A 16,403-nucleotide genomic window follows, 5' to 3' on the forward strand; every position below is an offset into this window, starting at 1 on the left:
CCGCCTTTTCGGACGGCTTTCGATAATCTTTAAAACTTCGCTCTTATTTGTAGACCGGCTGCTGCAGCGGAATTTGCGGCGGCTCGTAGGCAACCGGCTGGGCGCAGCCGTCGAAGAGATAACGGGCACCGATGCGGGCTTCGTGGACGTTGATACCACGGTCGCGACCCGGGCCGCCGTTTTCGTTGTAGCCAAACATGTCGCCGCCATTGATATGCAGATAGCGGTAGCCGACATCGGCCTTGACGTTGCAGGTTACGTCGATCGAAGCACCGGCCATGAGAGCGTAGCTGAAGCGCCAGCCGCCGCGGCCGCCATGGACGACTTCGTCGTCGCACCCGCTGCCGTCATCGGCGCAGGCAACGTTGTGAAGATCCTTCCACTTGACGTAGGAACCACCGATACCGGCGCCGACATAAGGCGTGAAGTAGGCGTAGGTGCCGAGATCGACGTAGGCGTTTGCGAGCAGCGTATAGGCCGTCATCGACGATACGTCCGTCGACGTACACGCGACAACGCAGGCACCGAAAGCAGCGCCGCCGCCAACCGTCGAACCACGGAAGTCTGATTTCGTGAGGTAGTCAAAGGTCAAGTCGGTGCGCAGATAGTTGTTGATCTGATAACCGACACCGCCGCCTATCATCCAGGCATCGTCTAGATCAGCATCGTCGAAATCGGCTTCCAGAGCGTTGCTCCCCTGGAAGAATTTCGCGCCACGCAGATCAGTGAAGGCGTAACCGATATCACCGCGCAGATACCAGCCGGTCGACTCGGTAACGGCGACTTCCGGCGGCTGTTCCGGCACTGGCTCGACCGGAGCAAGATCGGCAGAATAGGCGTTCGACGCGATCAACAGCGCGGCGAAGATACCGGACAAGGTTCGTTTCATGGATTCACTCCAGTCGGTTGCGTCGGCGTGCTGGCGCCAAAACGGTTACGCTTTTTATGGATAATGAATCGGAAACGTTAAAAGCTGCTTAACCATAAGAAGTAATTCGAATATGCACGGCAGAACATGTTTCGAATAAGTAAATATGGGCCATCTGCTTGTTTCGACGTCTGGAATCAGCAAGACGATAAATAAAAGCGTCGTGGATTCGCGATGGCGGACGAAGAAAGCAGAAAGACAAGCAAACCGCATGGCCCGCATGTTCTTTCGGCAGCGAACCGGTTAAGATAAACCGAAGATTTTTCCACGCGGGAGCTGATGTTCACCAGCAGCCCGGCGCATGGCTCGCGCAGCGCCAATAGAAAAGCCGGCACGAAGGCCGGCTTTCAATCTTTTTGCGGCGCTTTCAGGCGGCGCTGCGTACGCTCGAAATCGTGCCGATCAGATCGTTGACTATGCGCTCGATCTGCGCCCGGTCGTCGCCTTCCGCCATGACGCGGATCAGCGGCTCGGTGCCGGACGGGCGGATGACGAGACGGCCACTCTTGGAAAGCTCGGCTTCCGCATCGGCAATCGCCTTGACCACCTGCAGGTCCTCCAGCGGCTTGCCGCCGGCAATGCGGACATTGCGCAGAAGCTGCGGCACCGGCTCGAAGCGGCGGCAGATTTCGCTGACCGTCTTGCCGGTACGCTTGACGGCCGCCAGAATCTGCAGGGCGGCAACGAGACCGTCGCCGGTCGTGCCGTAATCCGAAAGCACGATATGGCCGGACTGCTCGCCGCCGACATTGTAATTGTGCTGGCGCATATGCTCGACGACGTAACGGTCACCGACCTTCGTGCGGGCAAGGCCGAGGCCCTTGTCCTCAAGGAAACGTTCGAGGCCAAGATTGGACATGACGGTCGCAACGATACCGTTGCCGCGCAGCTGCTGGCTCTCGGCCCAGCTTTCGGCAATGACGGCCATCAGCTGATCGCCGTCGACGATCGAGCCGTTTTCATCGACGATGATGACGCGGTCCGCATCGCCATCGAGCGCGATGCCGATATCGGCGCGCACCTCGTCGACTTTCTTCTGCAGGGCGACCGGGCTGGTGGAGCCGCAATTCAGGTTGATGTTCGTGCCGTTCGGATCGTTGCCGATCGTCACCACATCGGCGCCGAGCTCCCACAGAACGGCAGGCGCCACCTTGTAGGCCGCACCGTTGGCGCAGTCGACCGCGACGCGCAGGCCCTGCAAGGTCACGTCGCGCGGCAAGGTGCGTTTGACGTGTTCGAGATAGCGGTAGATATCGCCGTCGACACGCTTGGCTCGGCCGATTTCCTCAGCCTTGGCAAGCTGTCCCGATAGATCCTTGTCGAGCAGGTCCTCGATCTGTGCTTCGATGTCATCGGAGAGCTTGTAGCCGTCAGGACCGAAAAGCTTGATACCATTGTCCTGGAACGGATTATGCGAGGCCGAAATCATTACGCCGATATCGCATCGCAGCGAACGCGTCAGCATGGCAACAGCAGGGGTCGGGATAGGGCCGAGCAAGAACACGTCCAGTCCCGCCGCGGTAAAGCCCGCCACGAGGGCATTCTCCAGCATGTATCCTGACAGGCGCGTGTCCTTGCCGATCACCACACGATGACGGTGGGCGCCGTTACGGAAAATTGTTCCTGCCGCGATGCCGACCCGCATCGCAAGGTCCGGCGTCATGGGGAAGATATTGGCTTGGCCTCGGATGCCGTCCGTCCCAAAATAGCGTCTTTTCATATGCACTCCTGCGCTTTCCGCGCGCCGTAGAAGCTTACGCATTCCTCAAGCAAGAATCCGGCTTCAAAGATTGGTGCTGCGCCCAAAATCTTGATCAGACTTGTCTTTAATCAGCGGAATGCCACAAAACCGCGTAACCGGCACGTAAATTACCAAGAAAGCTGATTATATCCTGTTACTAATATTAAAAGGGCCGGATTCCCTGTGGAAATCCGGCCCTTTAAGCAAATTCCTGCTCAACTTCAGTGAGGCTGAGGTTCCAGCCCACCCTCGGGTTCATCACCCTTGGAAGCTGGGCGCACACCGGCCTTCGGCACGGCCGAGCCGCGGCTCGGAGGCGAATCATCGCCAAGATCGCGTGCAGGCTTTTCGCCACGGATCAGCGCTTTGATCTCTTCGCCGGTCAGCGTCTCGTATTCGAGCAGGCCTTCGGCGAGCGCGACGAACTCGTCATGCTTTTCCGTCAGGATCGTGCGGGCTTGGGTATAAGCCTCGTCGATCAGGCGACGCACTTCATTGTCGATCTTCTGCGCGGTCGCTTCGGAGACATTCTTCGATTGCGAGACGGAATGACCGAGGAAGACCTCCTGCTGGTTCTCGCCATAAGCAACCTGGCCGAGCTCATCGGAGAAGCCCCACTGGGTGACCATCGCACGGGCAAGCTTGGTCGCCTGCTCAATGTCGGAGGAGGCACCCGAAGTGATGTTCTCCTTGCCGAAGGTCAGCTCTTCGGCGACACGGCCACCCATCATGATGCAAAGGCGCGAGATCATCCATTTGTAGCTCATCGAGTAGCGGTCGCCCTCAGGAAGCTGCATGACCATGCCGAGCGCACGGCCGCGCGGAATGATCGTTGCCTTGTGCAACGGATCGGCGACGGCTACGTTGAGCGCAGTGATGGCGTGACCGGCCTCGTGATAAGCGGTGAGCTTCTTTTCCGCTTCGGTCATGGCCGAAGAGCGGCGCTCGGCGCCCATCATGATCTTGTCCTTGGCGTCTTCGAATTCCTGCATGGTCACGACGCGCTTGTTGCGGCGGGCGGCCATGAGAGCAGCTTCGTTGACGAGGTTCATCAGGTCGGCACCCGAGAAGCCGGGCGTGCCGCGAGCCAAGACCTTGAGATCGACATTCGGCGCCAGCGGAACGTTGCGGGCATGCACCTTCAGGATACGTTCGCGGCCGACGATGTCAGGGTTCGGAACGACGACCTGGCGGTCGAAACGGCCCGGACGCAAGAGTGCAGGATCGAGAACGTCGGGACGGTTGGTCGCGGCAATCAGGATGATGCCTTCATTGGCCTCAAAGCCGTCCATCTCGACGAGCAACTGGTTCAGCGTCTGCTCACGTTCATCGTTACCGCCGCCGAGACCGGCACCACGATGGCGACCGACGGCGTCGATTTCGTCGATGAAGATGATGCACGGTGCATTCTTCTTCGCCTGCTCGAACATGTCGCGGACGCGGCTTGCACCGACGCCGACGAACATTTCCACGAAATCCGAACCGGAAATGGTGAAGAACGGAACATTGGCTTCGCCGGCGACCGAGCGGGCGAGCAGCGTCTTACCGGTACCTGGAGGGCCGACGAGCAGCACACCGCGCGGAATCTTGCCGCCGAGGCGCTGGAACTTCTGCGGGTCGCGCAGGAATTCGACGATCTCTTCCAGATCCTGCTTGGCTTCATCCACACCGGCGACGTCGTCAAAGGTCACACGGCCATGCGCCTCGGTCAGAAGCTTGGCCTTGGATTTGCCGAAACCCATCGCGCCACGCGAACCACCCTGCATCTGGCGCATGAAGAACAGCCAGACACCGAGGATCAAGAGCATCGGCAGCAGCGTCCCGAGATAGCTCAGGAAGCCGGAAGAACCATCGGTTTCCGGGCGCGCAGTGACGGCGACATTCTTGCCCTGCAGGCGCTCGAGCAGATTGTCGTCAATGACGGGCGAATAGGTCTGGAAGGTATTGTTGTTTTCCAGATATGTTCCGGTCAGCCTGTTACCGGTGACCACAACATCCTTCACCCGGCCCGCATCAACCTCACGCAGGAACTGCGAATAAGGGATTTCGCGGGAACCCGTCTGCGCCGGAGCCGTCTGAAACATACTGAAGAGGGCAATCAGCAGCAACGCTATGATCGCCCACAATGCGAAATTACGTAAGTTAGGGTTCATCGAACTCCCCAGCACTGGACAGTCACCTCATGGCGGCCGTCATATTTCGTCTCTAACATAGGGTTGCGCCAAGCCATTGCCAAGGCGATCCACTCTGTCAGATCGTTTTTCCGTCAATACTTCTTAAAGGCGGCTCCGCATAGGGCACCCTTGAGAAAACTGCCGAAAGCCTGTCGGCAAAGGTGAAATCAAATCGTGTCAAAAACCGGTCGAAAAGGGCAAAATAGGGCGCCAAATCGACGGATCGGACGGATTCTGAAGCTAAATAAGCTCCTTCTGCGGACAAGGCGGGCGCCGAGGCGATTGCGCGCTTCCATGCTGCTTTGGGAAGGTGCCCAAAATGATGCTCCCTCATTCCTGTGCTTGTCACAGGAATCCAGCCACCGCGCGTCCGCGCGGTGAATGACTCCATATGCAGCGAAAGAGAGTCTTCCGTGCCCAAGGACTTGGACACGCTGGATTCTTGTGACAAGCACAGGAATGAGGGGGAGTGTGTGGCCGCGGCTTCGATTGCGATCGAGGCCACCGATCCATTGCGTACCGCGAACCGTCCATCCCAAACCCCGGCCTCTCCCGGCCGAAGCACCAGCGGCAATATTCCCCGGCTCTCCCGCGCCAGATATAGCCCATCACGCCGCAGATCGAATACCACCCTGCCGACAGTCATTCGCCCCGGCTTGCCACCAACAGCGAACGCAAGAAGCCGCTCCATCTGCACCCTCCCCGGCACAAACGGCTGCCCGCCGAAAACGGCAGCCAGGCGGCCGAGCGCATAATCGAGGACGGCGCGATCCTGCTTCAGGCCATCAGGCATCACTTGCCCGAGCAGGCCGCCATGAAGCCTGAAATATCGATCCAGCCATTCGGCTCCCTCGGACGCAAGAGCCAACCGCTCTTGCCCGGCCCCACGCATATCTCTCTCTGCATCGGCTTCGGCCGATAGCTGCCTGCGCGTCCGCACGCGTTCATATTTCATATCCTCGTTGCTGGGATCGTCGATCCACGACACGCCTCGTGCGCTCAGGAAAGCGCGAATATCGGTACGGGTGGAGAAAAGCAGCGGCCGCAGGATCCAGAAGCGCCGGTCGAAGAGCACCGCATCGGCAATGCCCGTCGAAATCTGCTCCGCCCGCATCCCCCGCATCCGTAACGTCTCACGCTGATCGTCGGCCGTATGCCCGGTGACGATAAGGTTGGCTTCAAACGCTTCCGCCGCCTCGGCGAGAAGACCGTAACGCGCCTCACGCGCGGCAGCCATGATGCCGGTTTTCGGCTTCGCGTTCTGCCAGACCATCGTCCGGTGCGGAATGCCGAGCGATGCGCAGAGGGCTGCGACCTGACGCGCCTCGTCTGCAGATTCGGGGCGCAGCGCGTGGTCGATGGTCGCGGCGCAAAGGGAAATGGAAAGATTGGGAGCGGCTTTCTGCGCTTCGGAAAGCAGGAGAAGCAGGCCGGTGGAATCGCTTCCGCCCGAGATCGCGACCAGAATGCGCGCAGGCGTCTTCAGCGAGGTGAGGAAACGGTCGACTGCCGCCTCAGGGGAAATGGGATCCTCCGGAAACAAACCGGAAGACCTCAGCAGGCGAGACGCTTCTGTTCGCTCGCAACCTTGTTTATGACAGCGCGGGAAGCCTTCGGATAGCGCTTGGAAACTTCGCGCAGCGTCGCACAGGCAGTCTCGGTATTGTCGAGCGCGGCAAGCGACATGCCCAGCTTCAGCAGCATCTCCGGCGCCTTTTCGGAGGTGCCATATTTCTGATGGGCGTTCAGGAAGGTCTTCGCCGCCTCATTGAATTTGCCTTGGGAATAAAGTGCTTCACCGAGCCAGAAATTCGCGTCCGGAGTCCGTGCGCTGTTCGGATAGCGGCCGATATACTGCGTGAATTCCTGTTCGGCAATGTTGTAATCGCCGGAAAGCACGTGACCATAGGCGGCCTTGTACTGATCGGATTCGCTGCCGAGCGAAGCTGTCTGCTGCGGTGCGGTTACGCCTGGAAGACTATTGCCCTTCGGCGCAGCATCCGGAAGCGGCGCGGAACCGACCGTTGCACCTTGATTCACCGAACCGCCGATCTGATTGCCGTTCTGGTCGAAATCCATGGAGCCCAGCTCGCGCGGCGGCTGGCCGAGGCCTTCATTGACCGGCACATCGGTGGAGGGAGCCGTTTCGGCTCCCTGCGGGGCTTGGATGACCTTGGCGATATCGTCGCCACCGCCTGAGGCCGGCGGAGCGACATCTGCCTCGCTCTTTTTCACCGGCGCCTTGGCACCGCCACCACCGCTTGCGCCGCCCGTCTTTTCGAGTTGCTGGAAGCGGAATTCATTGTCTTCCTGCTGCTTGCGGATCGTCTCCTGCATCTGGAGGAGTTGATAGCTCATTTCCTCGATACGACCGTTCAACTGCCGCATCTGATCTTCCATCTGCTGGATACGGATTTCCGCGCCGCTGCTCTGCACCTCGACGACGGGCGCTGCCGGCTGGCTCTGTTGCGCGGATTGGCCGCCGATATGCAAGCCGAAGAACGAAGCGGAATACGCCGCTCGCTCGCTCCCGGTCACGGCCGCAAGGCACAGCATGCCTGCCACGACTAGTTTCTTCATTTGTATCGTCCTGTCCCAGTGATTCTTCGCGCCTCGATGGCACGAACAGGAGATTTTTCCAATTGCTTTCAAAAAGCAACGGAGTCTGGCCAAAGTGTGGTCAAAAAGAAAGGCGGCCCGCAAAGGACCGCCTTCTCAAATTCCGGGTTTTGCCGGAAATTACATGCCTGCGCCGCCGAGAACGGTGACGGCGCGGCGGTTCTGCGACCAGCAGGAAATATCGTCGCAGACGGCGACCGGACGTTCCTTGCCGTAGGAGATCGTCTTCATGCGCTGGGCCGGGACGCCGCGCGAAGCGAGATAATCCTTGGCAGCTGCCGCGCGGCGGGCGCCGAGAGCAAGGTTGTATTCGCGCGTGCCGCGCTCGTCGGCATGGCCTTCGACGGTGATTGCATAGTTCGGATAGCGCCCGAGCCACTGTGCCTGACGGTCGAGCGTCTGGGCAGCATCGGCGCGGATCGACGTGGAGTCGGTGTCGAAGAAGATGCGGTCGCCGACATTGACCGTGAAGTCCTGGGCAGAGCCTGGCGTTGCCGCACCGGCACCGAGGCCGAGATCACCGGCGCTGTTCGGCACGTTCTTCTTGTTGGCGCAGCTCGCAAGAGCGAGACCGGCGACAAGCGCGATCATGACGGGGTTGCGGGCGAAATTCTGCAGACGGCTCATTGCCGGGGTGTGAATTCGGCTCATGGCCGGGTCTCCTTGCGACTTCAATCAGGGTTGCCGGACAGTAACCGCACTCGGTTAACCGGCCCTCAAAGATTATGGTTAACAATTCGTTGATTTGTCCCTGCATCGCCCATTTTCAGGACTTTGCGGCGACATGAAGGCGAATTTCGGCCCCTCCACTACTCCAGAAGCGGCGACCAGGCCGGGTCCGAACCATAGGCCGGCGTCTTGATGGCCTGTTCATTATAGCCCGTGAGATCGATCGAATAGAGCTGCGGACCACCCGCGCCTGCTGCCTGGCGGAAGAACATGATGACGCGGCCATTCGGCGCCCAGGTCGGGCCTTCATTATGGAAACCAGTGGTCAGAATACGCTCGCCCGAGCCATCCGGCTTCATGACGCCGATCGAGAACTTGCCGCCCGACTGCTTGGTGAAGGCGATCAGATCGCCGCGCGGCGACCAGACCGGCGTGGAGTATCGGCCATCACCGAAGGAAATGCGGGTCTGGCCCGAACCATCGGCATTCATGACATAGATCTGCGACTGTCCGCCGCGGTCACTTTCGAAGGCGATACGGTTGCCGTCAGGCGAATAGGAGGGCGACGTGTCGATGGCCGCCGTCGAGGTCAGACGGGTCGTCGTGCGCGAACGCAGGTCCATCGTATAGATGTTGGAATTGCCTTCCTGCTGCAGGCTCATGATGACCTTCTGGCCATCGGGAGAGAAGCGCGGCGAAAAGGTCATGCCCGGGAAGTTGCCGACCACTTCACGCTGTCCGGTTTCGAGCTGCAGCAGATAAACGCGCGGCTGCTGGTTGGCGAAGGACATGTAGGTCACTTCCTGCCGGTTCGGCGAGAAGCGCGGCGTCAGCACGAGGTCACTGCCATCCGTCAGCATGCGCACGTTGAAGCCATCCTGATCCATGATCGCCAGCTGGCGCTTGCGCTGCTGCTTGGTGCCGGATTCGGAAACGAAGACGACGCGGGTATCGAAATAGCCCTCTTCACCGGTGATCTGCTTGTAGATCGCGTCGGCGATGATGTGGGCAACGCGACGCCAGTTCTCAGGCTGCGTGTAGAACTGCTGGCCGGTCATCTGCTGGCCGGCAAATGTGTCCCAGAGACGGAACTCGGCGCGAAGGCGACCGTCCGCTTCCTGGGTGACGCGGCCGGTGACCAGTGCCTGGGCATTGATGACCTTCCAGTCCTCGAAGCGAGGAGCGGCGTCCGGATTAGAGATCTTCTCGATGAAGGCGGATTTGTTAATGGGCGCAAACAAACCGGAGCGCTGCAGGTCGGCCGCAATGACCTGCGAGACCTGCGCACCCATGTTGCCCTGAAGGAAATCCGTCACGGCAATCGGCAGCGGCTGGATGTTACCCTTGTTGATGTTGATCTCGACACGCGCGGTCGCTGGAGTCGTGAAGGCGGCGACCCCAACTAGGCCGACAACGACCATCAGGACGCGAATGAGGGAACACTTGACCATTTCAAACAAGCCTTTCAGCATCTTATTGTGTAAGAGCGCTGGCGTCGAAGTTGAAAACAACTTCCTTCCAGACATCGTATTTATCTTTCGGAAGCATCGTAAAAGGAGCTGCGCGACGAACTGCGCGAAGGCCGGCATCGCTAAGACTTTTCTGCGCACGCTCACTGCCACCGGTGGCCTGCACATCAGGGTTGCCTACGATCTGCCCGTCTTTGGCTAGCTTTATGTGGATCATTAAACGCACGCTGCCGATGTCTTTCGGGCGGCTGTCGACGATGAATTGACGTTCAATCGCGTTTACCAACGCCTTAATTTCAGCCACACTGAGAACCGGCGAATTTGCATTGCTGTTTCGGCGATTAGCCGTCTCCGCATTTGCATTGAAGGGAAATGCGAGACCAAGGATCAACCCTGTCAGCACCCCGTATATCCCTACAACCTTCGCGAAATGGAACTGGTTCTTAGACACTTAAATCCCCAAATCGCTGGCATCGAAGTTGAGAACCATCTCGTTCCAGCCATTTTCTCCCTCATATTTGTCCGCCGGCAAATTTTTGAGAGGGGATGATTTCATGACAGCGCGGTAGACGCTGCTCTTGAGCGCTTGACGTGTTGAATCTGGCCCGCCCGTCGCAATGACTTCTGGATCGCCAACGACGTTACCGGCCTGATCAAGCTGAACACGAACCTGAAGACGAACGTCGCTGGCGCCTGCTAATCCGGAAACAACCGTCCAGTTACCGGAGATCTGACCGCGAACAGCATCAATCTCGCTCTGGCTAAGTGAAGTACCGCCGTTGCTCTTCTTCGCGCCCAGCGATGCCTCTTGCGTCGAGCGCTTGGCGCCACCGGCAGAAGGATTGGTCTTGTTCAGCAACGCCGAAATCTCGTCGGCATTGAAGTCGCTCTTCATCGAGGAAGCCGATTTCGCCACTTCCTGCTTCTTATCGGCCTTCTTCTTGTCTGTCGGCTTTTCCGCAGCCTTCGGTTCGTCCTGAGTCTTTTCCGGCGGCTTTTCGGCGGCCTTCTGCGGTTCCGGCGGCCTTATCTCCGGCTTGACGATTGGAGTCGGCACTTTATCCGGCAATGCCTCGGCATCCGGCTTCGGCGGTTCTGCGGGCTGGGCCTGTTCTTCCGGCGGCTTTTCCTCGGGCTTCGGCGGCGTCACTTCCGCGGGCTTGGTCTGCTGAATGGAAGCAACTTCCTTCGGCTGCTCGACCTCGGTCTCTTCCTTGTTGACTTCCTTGACGTCGTTCGGCTTGGGATCGATCTGCGGCTGAGGCTTGTCGCTGGAATTGGCGGCAGCCGCCTCACTATTGCTTGGCTTGGCGTTCGGAAGGGGCGGCGTCTTCAAATCGACATTGTTGTCGCCGGCGTTTTCGGCCTGTTGCGGGATCGGCGGCCGTGTCGTCGGCACGGGCGCGGAAGTCTCCTTCTTCGGAGCCTTCTTGTCGCCCTGTTGCATCTGCGTGATGGATTCCACCGGCACGAGATCGACTGGCATCGCCTCGAAATCCTCCACCTTGAAGGATTCCGGAGCGCCAAGCGAAACCAGCGCCCACGTAAGCACCAGCCCGTGCAGAACCGCAGATGTGACGATGCTGGTCTTCATCTCGAGCGTTACTGGTCCTTCTTCTGCTGCGTCACGAGGCCGATATTCTTGAAGCCTGCGCCCTGGATGCGGGCCATGACGTCGGCAATCACGCCGTAAGGCGCAGTCGCATCGCCGCGCACGAAGATGCGCTCGTTGTAACCGGTGGTGGCGATCGCCTCGAGCTTGGCAGCAATTTCTTCAGCCGGGATCGGCGTTTCCTGCAGATAGACTTCGCCGCTGTTCTTGACCGAAATCGTGATCGGCTGCGTCTCGGAATTCAGCGCCTTGGCCTGCGTTTCCGGCAGGTCGATCGGAACGCCGACGGTCATCATCGGGGCCGCCACCATGAAGATGATGAGCAGCACGAGCATGACGTCAACGAGCGGCGTCACGTTGATTTCGGAGATCACTCCCTTGTTGCGGCCACCGCGGCGGCGGCGTCCGCCGCCCCCTCCGCCATTGCCGCCTACAGCCATACCCATGGTCGTCTACTCCGTTACTGCGCCGCCTGGCGCGGCTGCAGCTTCTCATCGATCTGGCGCGAAAGGATCGCGGAGAATTCATCCGCGAAGCCTTCCATGCGACCCGAAAGCTTGCCGGCGTCAGCGGAGAACTTGTTGTAGGCGATAACCGCCGGAATAGCGGCGACCAGGCCGATGGCGGTTGCCAGAAGTGCTTCCGCGATACCGGGCGCCACGACTGCAAGGTTGGTCGACTTCGAACCGGCGATTGCCTGGAACGAGGTCATGATGCCGACGACCGTACCGAAAAGTCCGATGAACGGACCGGCCGAACCGATCGTCGCGAGCGAGCCGAGACGGGCCGAGAGATATTCGGATTCACGGGCAAGCGTCACATCCATGGCGCGATCGATACGCATCTGCAGGCCGATCGGCGAACGCGCACCGCGCTCGAAGGACTTCTTCCATTCGCGCATCGCCGCGACGAAGATCGCCGCAAGGCCGGTATTGTTGCGCTCGGAAAGCGTCCGATAAAGTTCTTCCAGCGACTGGCCCGACCAGAAGACCTGCTCGAACTTGTCGAACTGGCGACGGGCACGGCCATAAGCCAGGTATTTGTCGATGACGATAGCCCAGGTCCACACCGAAGCGGCGATAAGGCCGAGCATGACCAGCTTGACGACGATGCCGGCCTGCATGAAAAGCGACCAGAGGCTGACGTCGGTCGTGGCTGCTGCCAATCCTACTTGTTCCATAGATCCAAAATCCCCGAATCCAAACGCCCGGCGCTTGACCGGGCGGCACGAAGTGATCACGCAAGAATGTCTGGCGGCCGCCGCCCAAAGCCCTGGTCAAGCTTCCAAGCTCTTCTTTCGCCTTCCTTGCCGTCAAATTTGGTCAAAGGAAGGCGTGCGTCGCACAAACTCCGACTCCGCGAGTAAGACACCATTATGGTTAATAGATCGTTAGTGCCAGACTATGACAGCGGGAATGTCGCGGGAGATTTTGTTCCTGGATTAACTTGACCGGAGAATCGTCCGGTTGCTGAACACAGCGCTCATCTTGCAGCGCGGCAATTCCTTCACATAAAATTCAAGTTTTTACAAGCCCCGTATCGGGGCGCTCCGCACAGGGAAACGGCGGTATTGCCGGCCTCTTGCTCAGGTCTCAGGAATGAGCATTTGCCTCGCCAGCGCTTCCGGCAACCGGCGCGGTCTGCCCTTGGCGTTGATGACGGCAATGATCACCTTGGCGGCAATCAAGACCGTATCATCACGGCGGATTTCCTGATTGAGGACCATCTTGGCACCCCCTGCCTTTTCCGTGTGGGTCAGCACGGTCAGGATATTGTCCATTCGGGCGGGGCTCTTGAAGTCAATCTCCATGCGATGGACAACGAAAACCAGCCCGTCCTCGTCGGCACTGACAAGTTCACGCTGCTCGACACCAAGGCAGCGCAGATAGTCCGTACGGCCACGTTCGAGGAAATGCAGATAACGTGCATGATAGACCAGACCGGAGAAATCCGTATCTTCATAATAGACTCGCTGCACGAGCCTGTGGCCCGCTTCAGTAAGTTCGCCGGAAATAGAAAAACTGTGTTCCGCCATAATTTTCTCCAAACTTTCCGGCCCTCTTTGACGCAACACGTCTCGACAGGCAAGCATTGAACAATTGTCATATTTCCTAACTATTCCCGTTAGGAAGAAACCGATGAGGAGCCAGTGGCATGAAGATTGCGGTGATGGGCGGAGACGGATTCATCGGTTGGCCAACCTCGCTACACCTCTCCGATGCCGGGCATGACGTGCACATCCTCGACAATCTCTCCCGCCGCTGGATCGATACCGAACTGGGCGTCCAGTCGCTGACGCCAATGGACTCGATCCAAGAGCGCACCCGCATCTGGCATGCAGAAACCGGCCGCCGCATCCATTTCAACCTCATCGATCTCGCCCGCGACTACGAGCTCCTGAAGAAGTGGCTCGCCGAAAACCGGCCGGATGCGATCATCCATTTCGCCGAACAGCGCGCCGCCCCCTACTCGATGAAGAGCGACCGCCACAAGAACTACACGGTCAACAACAATGTCAGCGCCACGCACAACCTGCTGAATGCGCTGGTCGAGCTGCAGCTCGATGCGCATCTGGTCCATTTGGGCACCATGGGCGTCTACGGCTATTCGACGGTTGGCGCTGCGATTCCTGAAGGTTATCTACCTGTCGGCATCGAGACGATGGGCGGCGAGACCGTCTCCCAGGAAATCCTCTACCCGTCCAATCCCGGCTCGATCTATCACATGACCAAGTGCCTGGATCAGCTGCTTTTCCAATTCTATGCCAAGAACGACGGTCTCAGGATTACCGATCTGCATCAGGGCATCGTCTGGGGCACGCATACCGAACAGACGCGCCGCCATCCGCAGCTCATCAACCGCTTCGATTATGATGGCGACTACGGCACGGTGCTGAACCGTTTTCTCATTCAGGCCGCTATCGGCTATCCGCTGACGGTTCACGGCACCGGCGGCCAGACGCGCGCTTTCATCCATATCCAGGATTCGGTCCGGTGCATCGAGCTGGCACTGAAGAACCCGCCCGCCCGCGGCTCGCGAGTCGAAATCTTCAACCAGATGACGGAAACCCATCGGGTGCGCGATCTCGCCGAAATGATCGCCGAGATGAGCGGCTCCGAAATCGCCTGGCTGCCCAACCCACGTAAGGAAGCGGCCGAAAACGATCTGGTCGTCAAGAACGACAAGTTCCTCGGCCTCGGCCTCAATCCGATTACGCTCCAGTCCGGACTGCTCGACGAAATCGTCGAAGTCGCCAAGAAATTCGCCTACCGCGTCGATCGCTCCCGCGTTCCGGCCGTGTCAGCCTGGACGAAGGATATCGCGGCGACGATCAATCACGATCCGGAAGGCAAACGGCTAAAGTCGGTATCATGATCGGCGCACTTATCTTGAAGTGCCGAGCGCGCGTCATTGAGGGCGCATGTGGGAGCGCCCTCCGTCCATGACACCTGCGCCGCACTTCGCCTACGTCACACTCGTCACCAACGCCGATTACGCCATGGGCGCCAATGCGCTGGCAAACTCCCTGCGCCGCACCGGCACCGAGGCCACTATCGTCGTCCTCCATACCGGCGGTGTCGACGCCGCCGCCCTCGCCCCGCTGAAGGCCCTAGGTTGTCGACTGATCAAGGTCGAGCATCTGCCGTTGTCGGATGCTTTCAACGAGCGCCATGCACGCGGCAATCTCCACGCCGCCGCCCCCTTCACCAAGGGCCGCAAGCCGGCTTTTCATTCACCTCTCGATAATTTCTGCAAGCTCCGCCTCTGGCAACTCGTCGAATATGAGCGCTGCGTTTTCATCGATGCAGATGCAATCGTCCTGAAGAATATCGACAGGCTCTTCGCCTATCCGGAATTCTCCGCGGCGCCGAATGTCTATGAGAGCCTTGCTGATTTCCACCGCATGAATTCCGGCGTTTTCGTTGCTCGCCCTTCGGAGGAAACCTTCAGACGGATGCTGGAACTCCTGGACCAACCCGACATCTTCTGGCGGCGCACCGACCAAAGCTTCCTCCAAACGTTCTTCCCCGATTGGCACGGCCTGCCCGTATATTTCAACATGCTGCAATATGTCTGGTTCACAATGCCGGCGCTGTGGGATTGGAAGAGCATCTCGGTCCTGCACTATCAGTATGAAAAACCGTGGGAAAAGGATCATCCCAAGGCAGCAAGGCTACAACCCTTGATCGATTTGTGGCATGATTTTCATACTGGCAGTTATGTGCCGGAGATTGCATCTCTGGCCAACCCGGATGAGGTTGTATGAAAGTACTGGTATCAGGCGGAACGGGTCTTGTCGGACGTTATATCGTCGAAGAGCTGCTTTCAGCCGGATACCAGGTGATCGTCGGTGCGCGACATGCGCCTCTTCCCCGCTTCTTCTCCCGCCCCGTTGATTTCACCCCGCTTTCGCTCGACCCGGACGAAAACGATATCGGCGCCTTCGATGATGCCTATTTCTTCGTGCACGCAGCCTTCAGCCATGTCGCGGGAAAATATCGTGGCGGCGAAGGCGATGATCCCAAGGCATTTCGACGACTGAACCTCGATGGCACTGTCAAGCTTTTCGACGAGGCCAAGCGCGCCGGCACCCGCCGCTGCATCTTCATCTCCAGCCGCGCCGCCTATGGCGAGCATGCGCCGGGCACCGAGCTTTTCGAAACCACGTCATCCATACCAGAAACACTCTACGGACAGGTCAAGCTCGATGCGGAGCGGGCTCTTGCCCATCTTTCCGGGCCTAGCTTTACGGGAGTAAGCCTGAGAGCAACAGGCATCTATGGCGATCACGTGCCGAACAAATGGGACGAGTTGATTGGCGACTATCTCGGCGGGCGGCCCGTTTCCCCGCGCGCCGGAACCGAAGTGCATGGCCGCGATCTCGGCAGCGCCGTGCGGCTGATGCTCGAAACCGAAACGACCCGGATCTCCGGCGAGGCCTTCAATGTCTCGGACATCGCCGTCGATACGAGAGATATTCTTTCCCCGATCCGGCAACACGTCGACTGTCCCTTCCCGCTGCCCGAGGCGGCGGACAAGACAGACCTTTGTGCCATGAATACGCGCAAGATTGTTGCGCTCGGCTGGAAGCCTGGTGGCATGCCCCTTTTCGCGCAGACGATGCGGCATTTGGCCGAGACAAAATCGACTCTGCGGCCAAGTTCCACGCAAGTCTGATCTGGCAGAGTAC

15 protein-coding genes are annotated in these 16,403 nt (G+C 59.1%); 3 read left to right on the top strand and 12 right to left on the bottom strand.

Features of this window, described 5'->3' with window-relative positions; all coding sequences use genetic code 11:
- Nucleotides 1-43 precede the first annotated feature (43 nt).
- From ACK9YZ_RS17050 to ybgC, 12 genes are all read right to left on the bottom strand, one after another.
- A complete protein-coding gene (locus tag ACK9YZ_RS17050; protein WP_416064608.1) occupies nucleotides 44-889 on the bottom strand; it encodes an outer membrane protein in 846 nt (281 codons plus the stop codon).
- Between the two features lie 406 nt (nucleotides 890-1,295).
- On the bottom strand, nucleotides 1,296-2,648 hold the full coding sequence (gene glmM, locus ACK9YZ_RS17055) for a phosphoglucosamine mutase (protein WP_416064609.1): 1,353 nt from the start codon (nucleotides 2,646-2,648) through the stop codon (nucleotides 1,296-1,298).
- 242 nt (nucleotides 2,649-2,890) lie between these two features.
- Nucleotides 2,891-4,822, bottom strand: a complete 1,932-nt coding sequence (gene ftsH / locus ACK9YZ_RS17060) for an ATP-dependent zinc metalloprotease FtsH (RefSeq protein ID WP_183735160.1) — start codon at nucleotides 4,820-4,822, stop codon at nucleotides 2,891-2,893.
- A gap of 97 nt (nucleotides 4,823-4,919) precedes the next feature.
- A complete protein-coding gene (gene tilS / locus ACK9YZ_RS17065; protein ID WP_416064610.1) occupies nucleotides 4,920-6,386 on the bottom strand; it encodes a tRNA lysidine(34) synthetase TilS in 1,467 nt (488 codons plus the stop codon).
- An 11-nt stretch (nucleotides 6,387-6,397) separates the two neighbouring features.
- Nucleotides 6,398-7,423, bottom strand: coding sequence for a tol-pal system protein YbgF (gene ybgF, locus ACK9YZ_RS17070; RefSeq protein ID WP_416064611.1), 1,026 nt, complete (start codon nucleotides 7,421-7,423; stop codon nucleotides 6,398-6,400).
- 159 nt (nucleotides 7,424-7,582) lie between these two features.
- Nucleotides 7,583-8,113, bottom strand: coding sequence for a peptidoglycan-associated lipoprotein Pal (gene pal / locus ACK9YZ_RS17075; RefSeq protein WP_416064612.1), 531 nt, complete (start codon nucleotides 8,111-8,113; stop codon nucleotides 7,583-7,585).
- A 158-nt stretch (nucleotides 8,114-8,271) separates the two neighbouring features.
- Nucleotides 8,272-9,582: a Tol-Pal system beta propeller repeat protein TolB gene (gene tolB / locus ACK9YZ_RS17080; RefSeq protein WP_416064613.1), complete on the bottom strand. Its 1,311-nt coding sequence runs from the start codon at nucleotides 9,580-9,582 to the stop codon at nucleotides 8,272-8,274.
- 22 nt (nucleotides 9,583-9,604) lie between these two features.
- A complete protein-coding gene (locus tag ACK9YZ_RS17085) occupies nucleotides 9,605-10,051 on the bottom strand; it encodes a cell envelope integrity protein TolA (RefSeq protein ID WP_416064614.1) in 447 nt (148 codons plus the stop codon).
- Nucleotides 10,052-11,194 (bottom strand): hypothetical protein, encoded by a 1,143-nt coding sequence (locus tag ACK9YZ_RS17090; RefSeq protein ID WP_416064615.1) that lies wholly within the window; start codon nucleotides 11,192-11,194, stop codon nucleotides 10,052-10,054.
- 8 nt (nucleotides 11,195-11,202) lie between these two features.
- The gene (tolR, locus tag ACK9YZ_RS17095; RefSeq protein ID WP_064818918.1) at nucleotides 11,203-11,658 is read right to left on the bottom strand and encodes a protein TolR; all 456 of its coding nucleotides are present in this window, start codon (nucleotides 11,656-11,658) and stop codon (nucleotides 11,203-11,205) included.
- A 14-nt stretch (nucleotides 11,659-11,672) separates the two neighbouring features.
- Nucleotides 11,673-12,392: a protein TolQ gene (gene tolQ, locus ACK9YZ_RS17100; protein WP_029868707.1), complete on the bottom strand. Its 720-nt coding sequence runs from the start codon at nucleotides 12,390-12,392 to the stop codon at nucleotides 11,673-11,675.
- Between the two features lie 405 nt (nucleotides 12,393-12,797).
- Nucleotides 12,798-13,247, bottom strand: coding sequence for a tol-pal system-associated acyl-CoA thioesterase (ybgC, locus tag ACK9YZ_RS17105; RefSeq protein WP_416064616.1), 450 nt, complete (start codon nucleotides 13,245-13,247; stop codon nucleotides 12,798-12,800).
- A 119-nt stretch (nucleotides 13,248-13,366) separates the two neighbouring features.
- Here ybgC and ACK9YZ_RS17110 point away from each other — a divergent pair, with 119 nt between their 5' ends.
- The 3 genes from ACK9YZ_RS17110 to ACK9YZ_RS17120 all read left to right on the top strand — a co-directional run bounded on the left by ACK9YZ_RS17110 (nucleotide 13,367) and on the right by ACK9YZ_RS17120 (nucleotide 16,390).
- Complete coding sequence (locus ACK9YZ_RS17110; RefSeq protein ID WP_416064617.1) at nucleotides 13,367-14,587, top strand: NAD-dependent epimerase/dehydratase family protein; 1,221 nt, start codon at nucleotides 13,367-13,369, stop codon at nucleotides 14,585-14,587.
- Between the two features lie 67 nt (nucleotides 14,588-14,654).
- On the top strand, nucleotides 14,655-15,479 hold the full coding sequence (locus tag ACK9YZ_RS17115) for a glycosyltransferase (protein ID WP_416064618.1): 825 nt from the start codon (nucleotides 14,655-14,657) through the stop codon (nucleotides 15,477-15,479).
- Nucleotides 15,476-16,390, top strand: a complete 915-nt coding sequence (locus ACK9YZ_RS17120; RefSeq protein ID WP_416064619.1) for an NAD-dependent epimerase/dehydratase family protein — start codon at nucleotides 15,476-15,478, stop codon at nucleotides 16,388-16,390. The genes ACK9YZ_RS17115 and ACK9YZ_RS17120 overlap by 4 nt, the downstream gene beginning before the upstream one ends.
- The last annotated feature ends 13 nt before the right edge of the window (nucleotides 16,391-16,403 follow it).

Source organism: Rhizobium sp. ZK1 (genome assembly GCF_047782645.1).
Lineage (GTDB): Bacteria > Pseudomonadota > Alphaproteobacteria > Rhizobiales > Rhizobiaceae > Rhizobium.